Genomic DNA, 12,537 nt, shown 5'->3' on the forward strand with positions numbered 1-12,537 from the left:
TGCGACTATAGAAGAAATGTTCTTAACTCAATGGTCAGATCCTGATCTTGGTGATTTTGGAGATGATTTTGCAGGAAGCGTTCCGGAACTCAGTCTCGGATATACTTACAACTCTTCATCGATAGATGTTGCCTTTAGAGACTTTGGCCTCCCGCCTCCGGCAGTTGGATATGATTTCTTCCAGGGTCCGATTGTTGACTCTCCGGGAGATTCCGCAATATTTAATTTGAAAGTAGTTCATGATAAGAGAAATCTACCAATGTCCTCTTTTGTATTCTTTGCGGCGGGCAGCTCAATCTCCGATCCGCCTCTTGGTACTTATGAAGGAACTATTCAATGGTACAACCTGATGCACGGTTTAATTCCTACGTCGGGTAACCCCTTTGTAGATCCAAATACGGGAATAGCAACAAAATTTACTCTATCCGGTGATCCCAAAACCGGAGAAGGCTGGGTAGATGGTAATCCGTTAGGACCGGGCGATAGAAGATTCCTGCTTTCAGCAGGTCCATTTACAATGGCGTTTCAAGATACACAGGAACTTGTTATTTCTCTAATAGCAGGTATAGGTGGTGATAGAATATCAAGTATTGATGTTTTGAAATTTTATGATATCACCGCTCAAAATGCTTTTGATAACTTGTTTGACCTGCCGACTCCACCGGCAGCGCCAAGGGCTACTGCTATTGCTTTAGATAAACAGATAGTTATTGCGTGGGGTAATGAAGCCGGCAACGTTGAAAATACTGAAGTCAATTCGGATAGTAAAGGATATACATTCGAAGGATATAACGTTTATCAATTGCCTTCTGTGACATCCACATTGGCTGAGGCGACCAAACTGGTGACATTCGATGTTGCAAATGAAATTACAACAATTCTTGATCCGACGTTCGAGCCGGTTAGTGGGCAGATACTGCTTCTTCCTTCCCAAATAGGCAAGAATTCAGGTATTGAAAGGTCACTGATAATTAACACTGACTCAGATGGAAACGGGATAACCAATTATCACGAATATTATTACGCGGTAACGGCGTATAACAATAATTCAAGCGCTGATGTTCCTGTTCATGCGTTGGAAAGTCCGCCTGTAATTCTTACGGTAATTCCACAGCCTGCAGATGCAGGAGTGAGATATGCATTCACTGCAGGTCAGATGCTTACCAGTGCGGGAGATGACTCTTCAATTACACATACCGGAACTGCAAATGCTACCGCAGAAGTCCAGATTCTGGATCCATCCTCGACAATCACCGCTGATTGGACATTAACTATGAATGGTGATGGAGCCGGTTCTTTCTGGTATAATCTTGAAAATCCGGTTGACGGTGTTGTTCTTGGCAATTTGACAAACCTTTCAAGCGATGATGACAGAATTATGCGGAAAGGTATGACTGTAAAAGTATTGGGTAGTTTTGATGCTCCTGTTACATGGTTCGATGATAACACTGTTGGCGCAAACTTAAGCTTCTGGGGCGACTCTCAGTTATTCGGTTCCGCAACAGGTTTCTGGTTTGAATTTGGATCACCAGTTCCAGTACCGACAATTAACCAGGCACAGATTGATCTCGAATACAGGTTCACCGGCGTAGCTTCTGATAATGACAGCCCTGTCACTTCTGGCGGTTCATTTTCCACTCAGTGGCCACGGGATGCATTTGGTGGAACTGGAACAGAACCCAATGTACAACTGCGAATTCCGTTTGAGCTCTGGGACATTGAAAGTAATGACGGTGCCGGAAGACAGTTAGAAGTAGCCGTTATAAACAGAAATGCTGATGCAGGTGCTCCTACTGATTATATTCCTTATGATAGTGGCCAACCCAACAACAATCCCGGAGCATCAGATGGTTTTGGAACATCAGCCAATGCACGCTGGCGGATGGCAGGTAGAGACTATATAGTCGTTCTCAATAGGGATTATCAAGATGACGCAAATTTTGTGCGCTCCATAGTAGATCCATCTGCAACATGGATGCACTTCTTTGAACAAGGTGGCGCGTCTGTCTGGGCAACCGGAGATGTGCATACTATGAATTTTGCTAATCCATTACAGGTTGGTCTGGATACATTTACATTCTCAACCACTGCGCCGGCAGCAACTGATGCGGCACAGGACAAGGATCATAAGGCAATAAATGTTTTCCCGAACCCATATTTAGGAGTTAACAACTTTGAAGTTACAAGGAGTGTTCGTTGGGTGAGGTTTACGCATTTACCAGCAAAAGCAACAATTAGGATATTCAATTTGGCTGGAATACATGTAGCCACAGTAAATAAAAACGATAACTTGCAACACGTTGATTGGAATTTGAATAACTGGAATAGTCTACCGGTAGCTAGTGGCATATACTTAGCCCATGTTTCTTTAGAGAATGGTTTTGAGAAAACTCTAAAACTGATGATTGTTCAAGAGCAACAATTCCTACAGAATTTCTAAGGGTGACCAATAATGAATAAAACCATAGAAATTCTAAAAACAACAGTAGGTAGGAGAAATATTATGAAGGGTAAATTTGTAAATATTTTATCAGCTGGAATTCTGATACTGCTGCTGTCTCAATCGATAGCGTTTGCAGGCGGCAGAGCCAGGGCTGGAACATCAGCTGGCGCTCAGCTCTTGATTCCGGTGGGAGTACGTGGAATCGCAATAGGCGGTTCAAACGTCGCGAGCATTGGCGGAATAGAAGCGATGTTCTGGAATCCGGCCGGTATGGCAGTCAACAACAATAAGACAACCGCGCTCTTCTCACGAATGTCATATATTGCTGATATGGACATGAGTTATGGCGCTATCATGACCAATGTAGCCGGCGTAGGTACGTTTGGATTTAGCCTAAAAAGTCTTGATGTTGGAGATATTGCCGTTACAACCGAAAATAATCCTGATGGTACAGGCGAGATTGAATCTCCCAGTTTCTTTATTTTGGGAGTATCTTTCGCGCGTAATCTTAGTGACCGGGTATCAGTTGGTCTGAATACAAAAGTAATTAACGAAACATTTGCTAATGTAGGAGCTACCGGTTTTGCAGTGGACATCGGTGTTCAATACAGCGGATTAGGCGGTGTTGAAGGCTTGACATTAGGCGTAGTAATGAAGAATTTTGGTACGCCGATGAGCTATTCGGGATCAGGGCTTTTGACAAGAGCGGAGGCTGACGATTTTTCTCGACCAAGTTCTTTATTCGGGATTCAAACACAATCAGATGAATTGCCTTCTACACTTGAATTAGGCACTTCTTATACTCTGCGATCAGGTGAAAATAATACACTGAATTTATCGGCTACTTTTGTTAACGATAACTTCCAATCTGACTTTGGTAGGATTGGCGCAGAATATGTAATGAATGATATGATATCGCTTAGAGGTGGTTTTCAAACAAACATTAGCGAGATCGACGTCGAAAGTGGAGACTCAAATAAAGACATTTTTGGATTAACACTCGGCGCAGGATTGGAGATCGAATCCGGTGGTCTTGATTTGACACTTGGTTATGCATTCAGAGACGTTGATGTTTTTGATGCCAACCATGTGTTCTCATTGGAAATTGGTTTCTAATTTCAGTCTAAAAATATATTAATAAAAATACCCTGCCTAATTTGGCAGGGTATTTTTATTTTCTCGGTCATTATTCAGAATTAATTGGAGAATACCATGAAACAAATACTCTATCTACTATTCTTTTTGTTACTGATTACATCAAACCTGTATGCTCAGAATTATCCCTCGGCGATTCGCAAAGCTAATACCTATTCAATTGTGGCTTATGACAAAGAAAGCAATCAAATGGGTGTGGCGGTTCAATCCCACTATTTCGGTGTCGGATCAATAGTAACATGGGCTAAGCCGGGTGTGGGTGCAGTTGCGACACAATCAATAGTGGAGGTTAGCTATGGACCTCTTGGATTAAGTCTTATGGAGGCGGGTAAAACGGCTGTACAAGCCCTTAGAGGTCTTTTAGCGGCAGATCCAAGCTCCGATGTACGGCAGGTGGCTATGGTGGACGCTAATGGTATCGTATCTGCTCATACCGGGGCTAATTGTATAGCCGAAGCCGGGGATCATATTGGTGAACATTATTCTACACAGGCGAATATAATGCTCAAGAATACGGTGTGGGAAGCTATGGGAAAGGCATACGAGAAGACGGATGGAGAATTTGTTGACAGGTTATTAGCTGCGTTAGATGCTGCTCAATCTGAAGGCGGCGATTTAAGGGGAAAACAGTCAGCTGCTTTGATTATAGTATCAATTGATCCGATTGGAAATGTTTATTTGGATCGGCCATACGATTTGAGGGTAGAAGATTCGAGCGAGCCGCTAAAAGAGCTAAGGCGTTTGGTTTATGTAGCAAAGGCTTATAATCATGTCAGCAGAGGAGATGATTATGCGGCTGAGGAAAAATTTGATGAGGCGTTGGAAGAATACAAATTAGGAATGCAAATGCTGCCGGACAATGTTGAGCTGCGGTTTTGGTATGCAACTACTCTTGTAATGGTTGATAAAGTCAAAGAATCATTGCCGGAATTTAAGTGGGTATTCAAAAGGGAACCAATATGGAAAAAGCTTGTCCCGAGACTTAGCGCCAGTGGATTTTTGCCTGATGATAACAAAATTATTAAAAAGATTCTGAAGCAGTAGAAAAGTCTAGCTAATTTTAATATATAATGCGCTTAACTTAAATATATTGGTAATTATATGAGGTGTGCCGGGAAACAGCTGGATTTTAGCTAAAGCATTGATTCTTACAGTTCGCTCATCCCCATTTTCTAAATAAAAATAATCCCACATTTTGACAGAATTATCAGTCTCATGGAACCATTCGATTTCAACATAGAAAGTATCCCCCGGGTCTAAGGTAATATATGACGAATCAATGTGAGAAGGGATTCCGATCGGAGGGAATTCACTATATTGAGAAAGTAAAAAAGTTTTTCCGACAGAAGGGTCTTCTTCTAACCATATTTCGAAAGTGCCGTTGATTGAATCCGCCAGGCCTTGCAGAGTTTCATCAAATATGTTTATCAACTGTAAATGATATACTATGGGGGGAGGGTGTTTTGTACTTATATTTAAAGGGTCTCGTGTGAAAGTAAATGTTGTTCCGCTGTCAGCAGTCTGGAAAATAGTCTCGAATAATTGAACCGGTGTTGCTTCTCTGGTAGGAAGAGATTCCTCGCAGCTCATTGAAAGAACAGTTAAAGTAAAAAAACTGAATAATATTGAAAAAATAGAATTCATACGATATTTCAACTATTTTTAATGTAAAGGATATGAAGTTGGAGTAATTCGGATACTATTACCGGTAGCTCTCTAAAAAGTTGGATTTTTACTAATACACTTATATTTACAAGTTTAGAGGAACCGTTAACCATTCCCAAATATTCCCATACTTTGTCCGTGCCCTCGACTTCGTGAGGCCAGGAAATTTCGACAAAAAAAGTATCGCCTGGATCAATTGTCAAGAAAGAATTCTGTATCAGAGATGGTGTTCCAGTAGTAGGAAATTCGTTGTCTTTAGTCAATACATACGTATTGCCAGCGAGATTTATATCGTCGGCAATCCAAATATCAACTGAGCCGGTGATATTTTCCGAACTACCCTGTAATGTTTCATCAAATATGTTAATCAAAGCAAACCGTATTCTAACCGGAGCAGGATGTGGAAAATTAAATGCCGCAGGGTCTCTCGTGATAGTGAAAGATGTTCTACCGTCAGCAGTACTAAGATATGTAGAAAATAAATCAACAGGAATTTCATTTCTGCTCGGCAACGATTCCTCGCAGCTGATCATAGTTATGCTTGATAAAAATGAGAGCAATATAATTTTAAGGGATTTATTCACTAAATTGTAAGTGATGAAAATTATAAATCTACAGTGATCCCGATGAAAGATCTTCTGCCAATATTAAACGCTGAAGGGTCATCCAATTCTCCTCCGAGTTTTCCGGAGGAATCTGCCCAGATAGCGTTCTTCGAGTCCAGCAGGTTCCGGGAAGTGAAATAAACCATCACGGATCTGCCTGAAAGTTTGCCTTTAGATCTTGTTAAAATAAATCGTTTGGATAGTTGTATATCGACTATTTTAGAGGAAGGAAGTCTTCTATTATTGGGAATGAATGGTTGATCGGGATTTTCAGCGGTAACTCCATCAGATGAAGGAAAAAACGTGAATGGTCGGCCGGAATGCACCTCCCAGAGAAGTGAAAAAAGGTAATTGTTTGATGTTTCAAATAGAAGATCACCCTTAAAGGTATGTCTTTGATCCCAACTCATAAAATAAATTTGTGAGGGTACTTCAAATCCCCATTGCGCGAAGTTCAGCCCCTGATCAGTGTTTTCGCTCAGACCCTTTGCTCTACCGAGGACATATGATATGTTGCCATTTAGTCTTTTGGCGCCTTTTCTAGAAATGATAAATTCAAATCCCGAAGATTTGGCGAATGGATTATTTACGAATTCTGAAAATCCATAATCTCCTGCGATTCTGCTGTTTGTGGGTATTAAAGTCCGGGAATCAATTTGGTTTGTTGTCTCTTTCTGATAATAAACAACCGAAAAACTTGAATGGGACGGTAGACGATATTTAAGACTGATTTCGATAGCTCTTGTTGTCTCGGGTTCAAGATCCGGATTACCTCTCAAAACACTATTTCCAAATCGGAACTGGGTGTTGGAGAGTCCCGAGTAGAGTTGCTCAAACAGCGGGTTTTGGAAATATTGACCAAAAGTCAGAAACATAACCGCTTTATCGGTCAACGGGGCAGAAAATCCCAATCGAGGACTTATGTTATATTTTACAGATGCGGGAACAAACGAAGAAACATTTTGTTCAAATTCGTTTTCACTTATCGGTATCAATTCGATAGCAGGCCGACTTGCGCGAGGATCAAGAAAATCTAATCGCACTCCGACGCTCACGGTTGACCCGTCGTAACCGGAGACTATCTTATCTTGAATATATATACTTCCGGACCTTGGGCGGTATTCATAACTATTGCTGTAATTAAGTAAATCTTCACCTAATTTCGGTTTACCGAAATAGGTTTTTCTCGGTTCGAGTTTTATGATTTCCGAGTTCACATTGAAGAGATTGAGATTTACCCCCGCTTTGAATAGATGGCGGTCAAAGAGCTTACTCTGGATGTCAGATTTAATTGTGTAGTTTGTTTGATTTGTTTTTTCCCACCAGTTTCGATTACCGGAAATAACGTAACGAAGGAGAATATCATATTGCCACGGCTCTACGCTTAATTGATCGGGACTTCCTTCGCCGATGCGAGACTGAATATCGTAACGCGACAGGGAAATAGTGTATAAGATTCTGTTTGAAAGCGAATGAGACCAAAATAAAGCCAGCCTTAGGGAATCTCTCTTCCGTTTTGGTAAGCCGCTTAGATTAAATCGCCAGCTGAATTCGTAATCACGCCATTTTCTGCTTGAATATATTCCCTGGATAGCTAATGTTTTATTCCTGCCGAAATTCATTTCTAATTTTGATAATAAATTTCCGGCGGATGAAGTTGGTGAATCGAAATATAAATCCATATCCTGCCACCATCTTGTACTTGAGGAGTTAAAATTTCCCGACACAAGATAACTCAAATTAGAATTCCTCAGAGGACCGCTTAAATACAGCTCCGCTTCAGATTCCTTGCTGTGTTCTGTCCCACCCTGAAGGTTATCCGATTTAAATCGAAATGATCTAACAGTTTTATCCTTACTTGTGGATGTTGAAATATTGATTACACCCGAAAGGGCATCGCCGTATTCGGCGTCAATACCACCGGTTTGGAGAGTGTATCTCTCTATGGAACTCTTAGGTAAATCGGTGCCGAGACCTCCGGTTATCAAGTCATTGGCCGGCAAGCCGTCTATTAGGTATAAGACTTCATTTCGTCTGCCGCCTCTGATATAACCATCACGAGTCACTCCTACCTGCAAACCCGCAATTTCTTCGAGTGTATTAACCGGAATATTCTGAATTTTCTCTCTGCCCAATTCATGTAAAGAGCCGGTAATATCCCGTCTGATTAAAGGTGATGCGGCTTCCACTACTACTTCTTCCATTGAAAGTGTTGATTGTTTCAATATTATGTCCAAAGAAGAGATTATATCAGGTAATATAGTAACATTCTGATAGATGACGGCCTGATATCCAATCATAGAAAATCTGATGTCATAGGAGCCGTATTTAATGTTGAATATTAAAAAATTACCTTTGCTGTCGGTTGCCGCACCCATTGATGTGCCTGTCAGTACCACTGAAGCGCCTATAAGTGGTTTCCCATTTTCGTCCTTTATGCTGCCGTTGAGGGCACCGGTATCTCCCGCTGTGGCGAAATCAGGTAATATTAACGACACAAGTAGAAGGGTAAGGGTAACTATAAAAATGTGCCTGATGATATATAGCGACAAAACAGGTGTTTCCCGCTTCACGGTAAAATTTGTGTGATTCAGTAACATCCTACAATCTAAATGCTGGATATATAAAATGTTGACTTTTTTTGCTTTTAATAAATATGTTAAGAAGTCGATATGTTAAGAAATTCACATATGTAAACTTGGTGTTCGGATTATAATAACCGCTTGACAAGTTTTTTAATTGATTATATATTTACTCCGCTGTAAGGGCGATTAGCTCAGTTGGTTAGAGTGCCACGCTCACATCGTGGAGGTCACTGGTTCGAGTCCAGTATCGCCCACGGAAAATGGAATATATGCTTAGAATAATAAAAGGAATTGGAAAGTGAAGTCACCGGGAAATCGGAGACTGATATTTTTACCACTTCGAAAAATAAAATTTTAATATAAATGCCCCTCATATTTAGGGGTATTTTTTTATGCTGTGAAAGTAAACGACGCTATAAAAATATTGAATGATTGGGCTCCGGAAGAAACAGCTCAGGAATGGGATAATGTAGGATTATTGATTGGTTCTGAAAGTGATGATTTATCAGGTATATTAGTCGCATTGGATATTACGGAAATGGTGGTGAAAGAAGCTGTTAAAACGGATTCTAACCTTGTAGTTACACACCATCCGATTATATTTGATCCCTTATTCAAGTTGAAATCAAATGAATATCCTGCTTCAGTAATTATCAATATTATTAAAAATGATATTTCCGTTTACTCAATGCATACGAATTTAGATGCCGTTAAGGGTGGAGTAAACGACCAGCTTGCAAAAAAGTTAAATTTAACCGAAGTGGAACCAATAGGGAGTGATGCCATTGGTCATTTAGGCAGGATAGGAAAAACAGTTGAGAAGATAAAATTAGGTGATTTTCTTGATATGGTAAAAGTCGCTTTAAAAGTGGAAGCGCTTAAATATCAAGGTAATTTGGAGGATAACGTTAAAAGTGTGGCTATCTGTTCAGGCTCAGGGGGGAGTTTCCTTGAAAGCGTGATTGAATTAGGCGCCGATGTGTTTGTCAGCTCCGACATCAAGCATAGTCATTGGCTTCAGGCCAAGAACAGAATAAGTTTAGTTGATGCGGGACATTATGAAAGTGAACAGGTGATTTTAGATTTGATTGTATCGCAATTGAAATCAGGATTAGCGTCATCAGACATTTCTGTTGCAAGGTCTGAAACAGAAACTAATCCATTGAAATTGTTTAATGGTAACTCAGATATAAATTAAATTACATTTTGAATTCAATGTCATTTAGGAGAAAGTAAATGCGGGAATCGTTGGACAGATTGATAGAACTTCAACAAGTAGATTCAAAACTAAGCGAGATAAAAGAACTTCGTGGAAGCCTTCCTCAGGAAGTGGAAAGTCTGAAGTTAGATCTTGAAGAGACTAAAAAAAGTTTAAAAGAAAGTGATGCTCGAATAGAGGAAATAAATAAGAGTATTCGGGATATCGAGGCTAATATCGCACAGGCTAACACAAAACTTAAAAAATATAAAGAACAGCTGTATGCAGTAACTACTAATAAGGAATATGATGCTCTTACACATGAAATAGAGACGCTCCAAAATGCCATTGACGAAAGTGAAAATCAGACTCTTGATTTAATGTCTGAACGGGAGACAAGCGAGGAAGAAAATAAAAATTCACAGGCATTGTCAGAGGAAATACAACAAGATCTTGAATCAAGAACAAAAGAATTGAATAAGAGGATTGACGAAACAAAGAGTGATGAAACCGAGTATCTTAAGAAGAGAGATAAAATTACTCCTAATATCGCGCAATCAATGATTTCAAAATATGAACGGATTCGTGAAGCGAAAAACGGTCGTGCCGTAGTACCGGTTGTCAGAGGTTCATGCGGCGGGTGTTTCCATAGGCTTCCGCCTCAATTAATTGTGGAAGTGAAAAAAATGGATAAAATTATTAATTGTGAATCTTGTGGTCGGGTCCTGATTCATCAGGAAGTCAAAGTTGAAAATTAAAATTAATGTTTCAAGCAGATCGGGCGATCGCCTTTCGCTAATATTAGCGGGGGGAGGAAAGTCCGAACTCCATACAGCAGGGTGCTCCCTAACGGAGAGGTTTCGCGAGGGACGGAAAGTGCAACAGAAAGTATACCGCCGATTTCCGATTTTATCGGAAAGGTAAGGGTGAAAAGGTGGTGTAAGAGACCACCAGTTCCGGGGGTGACCCCGGAAGCTTTGTAAACCCCACCTGGAGCAAGATCATGCAGGAGAGAGCGTGGCTGGCGCGTTTCGGTGCAAACCGATTAATTTCCGGGTAGATCGCTTGAGTGTTGTGGTAACATAACGCCTAGATAAATGATCGCCATCCCGATTTTTCGGGATACAGAATTCGGCTTATAGATCTGCTTGAAGCTTATATTTTTAAATAATGGTGAACAATGAATAAATTATGGTCCTTTCCTGAAATAGATAAGAATAAATCTAAGGCTCTTTCAGCTGAAACAGGGCTTTCAAGAATAATCGTTGAATTACTTCTTAATCGCGGAATTCAAACGCTTAACGAAGCAAAACTATTTTTTAATCCTTCCGAAGAGCATTTTCATGATCCTTTTTTACTGAATGATATGGAGAAAGCGATTGAAATAGTTTTCAAACATATAGAAAAGGATAATCGTATTCTTATTTATGGCGACTATGATGTTGACGGGACGACTTCAACTTCTATTCTATACCTTACTCTCAAAAAAATGGGAGCTCGTGTGACATATTATATTCCGAAGCGTGAGGAAGGATATGGTCTGTCAATAAAAGGTATTGAATCCGCTAAACAGGTAGGCATTAGCTTAATAATTTCATGCGATTGTGGTATCACCGCTCATAAAGAAGTTGAATTTGCAATGAGCAACGGTATTGAAGTTATAATTACCGACCACCACGAAGCCGTTGGGGAATTGCCGAATGCAGCGGCTGTAGTCGATCCTAAAAGACCTGATTCATCATATCCATTTCGTAATCTGTCCGGCGCCGGGGTGGCTTTCAAATTTGTTCAAGCCATACGGAAACATCAAGATAAAGAAAATTGGTATGCAGAAGAATTCTACGATTTGGCGGCGCTCGGTACAGCCGCGGATATAGTTCCCATGACAGGTGAAAACAGAGTAATCGTTTCTCTCGGATTACCTGCCATTTTCAAAGGGGGAAGAGTGGGTTTGAAATCGCTCTTGCGCTCTTCAGGGTTTAAAAAAAACCGTCTCACAGTGAGCGATGTAATATTCAAATTCGGACCGAGAATCAACGCTGTAGGCAGAATCGGGGATGCGCGGGAAGCTGCTGAACTTTTTACTACGAATAATTTCCAGCGTGCAGAGGAATTGGCGAAAAAGTTTGAGATTCTAAATACGGAAAGACGTGCGATAGATATGAAAACATTTAAGGAGGCTGAGGAACAGTTACTTGAAAGATATGATCCTGATCAATTTTCCGGCGCTGTTCTTTATGGGGAGAACTGGCATCAGGGAGTAATCGGCATTGTCGCTTCGAGAATAACGGAAAAATATCATAGACCGGCAGTTATGATTTCGCTCAATAACGGTATTGGGAGAGGATCGGGACGAAGTATTCCGGGATTTAATCTACACGAAGCGCTAAAAGAATGTTCAGATCTTTTAATCGGATTCGGCGGTCACGAACAGGCTGGAGGCCTGACCATAGAAAGGTCAAAGCTACAAGAATTCGTTGACACATTTGATGATGTTGTAGCGGCCAAGCTGACAGACGAAATGATTAAGCCGACCCTCAAAGTAGAAAGCAAAATTTCATTCGGTGAAATTGATAAAAAACTGTTGGAAACTATTCGAAGGCTTGAGCCTTACGGAGTTGACAATGCACAACCGATTTTCGTATCAGAAGGAGTTGAAATAGAGGGAAAACCGCTTATAGTGGGAGATAATCATCTGAAAATGAAGGTCAAACAGGGTGGTATTTTGTTTGATACCATTGGATTCAATATGGCTGAAGATCTGGTAAGGATTCTCAACCCGCCTGAAGCGGGTATTAAATTAGCATATGAAATCGAAGAAAATGAATGGAACGGCAGAAAAAACACTCAACTGGTATTAAAGGATATTCAACTTTAACTTTTAAA

General features: G+C 40.5%; 9 protein-coding genes, 1 tRNA gene and 1 other RNA gene. 8 read left to right on the top strand and 3 right to left on the bottom strand.

Going from position 1 to position 12,537, the window contains the following annotated elements:
• The 3 genes from IIB39_07230 to IIB39_07240 form a co-directional block, all read left to right on the top strand.
• Window positions 1–2,440, top strand: a 2,440-nt coding sequence (locus IIB39_07230; GenBank protein MCH8928490.1) for a T9SS type A sorting domain-containing protein, incomplete at its 5' end; no start/stop codon positions are given.
• A gap of 63 nt (window positions 2,441–2,503) precedes the next feature.
• The gene (locus IIB39_07235) at window positions 2,504–3,559 is read left to right on the top strand and encodes a PorV/PorQ family protein (GenBank protein MCH8928491.1); all 1,056 of its coding nucleotides are present in this window, start codon (window positions 2,504–2,506) and stop codon (window positions 3,557–3,559) included.
• A 96-nt stretch (window positions 3,560–3,655) separates the two neighbouring features.
• The gene (locus IIB39_07240) at window positions 3,656–4,642 is read left to right on the top strand and encodes a DUF1028 domain-containing protein (GenBank protein ID MCH8928492.1); all 987 of its coding nucleotides are present in this window, start codon (window positions 3,656–3,658) and stop codon (window positions 4,640–4,642) included.
• Between the two features lie 6 nt (window positions 4,643–4,648).
• Here IIB39_07240 and IIB39_07245 read toward each other — a convergent pair whose 3' ends face one another.
• From IIB39_07245 to IIB39_07255, 3 genes are all read right to left on the bottom strand, one after another.
• Entirely contained in the window at window positions 4,649–5,242 is a 594-nt protein-coding gene (locus tag IIB39_07245; GenBank protein ID MCH8928493.1) for a hypothetical protein, read from the bottom strand.
• Between the two features lie 8 nt (window positions 5,243–5,250).
• Window positions 5,251–5,775 (bottom strand): hypothetical protein, encoded by a 525-nt coding sequence (locus IIB39_07250; GenBank protein ID MCH8928494.1) that lies wholly within the window; start codon window positions 5,773–5,775, stop codon window positions 5,251–5,253.
• A gap of 92 nt (window positions 5,776–5,867) precedes the next feature.
• Window positions 5,868–8,420 (bottom strand): TonB-dependent receptor, encoded by a 2,553-nt coding sequence (locus IIB39_07255; GenBank protein ID MCH8928495.1) that lies wholly within the window; start codon window positions 8,418–8,420, stop codon window positions 5,868–5,870.
• Between the two features lie 213 nt (window positions 8,421–8,633).
• Here IIB39_07255 and IIB39_07260 point away from each other — a divergent pair.
• From IIB39_07260 to recJ, 5 genes are all read left to right on the top strand, one after another.
• Window positions 8,634–8,707, top strand: a tRNA-Val gene (locus IIB39_07260).
• 143 nt (window positions 8,708–8,850) lie between these two features.
• The gene (locus IIB39_07265; GenBank protein ID MCH8928496.1) at window positions 8,851–9,651 is read left to right on the top strand and encodes a Nif3-like dinuclear metal center hexameric protein; all 801 of its coding nucleotides are present in this window, start codon (window positions 8,851–8,853) and stop codon (window positions 9,649–9,651) included.
• A gap of 38 nt (window positions 9,652–9,689) precedes the next feature.
• Window positions 9,690–10,409, top strand: coding sequence for a hypothetical protein (locus IIB39_07270; GenBank protein MCH8928497.1), 720 nt, complete (start codon window positions 9,690–9,692; stop codon window positions 10,407–10,409).
• 11 nt (window positions 10,410–10,420) lie between these two features.
• Window positions 10,421–10,806: RNase P RNA component class A (gene rnpB / locus IIB39_07275), an RNA gene on the top strand.
• A gap of 25 nt (window positions 10,807–10,831) precedes the next feature.
• A complete protein-coding gene (recJ, locus tag IIB39_07280) occupies window positions 10,832–12,529 on the top strand; it encodes a single-stranded-DNA-specific exonuclease RecJ (GenBank protein ID MCH8928498.1) in 1,698 nt (565 codons plus the stop codon).
• The last annotated feature ends 8 nt before the right edge of the window (window positions 12,530–12,537 follow it).

Source organism: Candidatus Neomarinimicrobiota bacterium (assembly GCA_022573815.1).
In the GTDB taxonomy this organism is placed as follows: Bacteria; Fidelibacterota; SORT01; order SORT01; family SORT01; genus JACZTG01.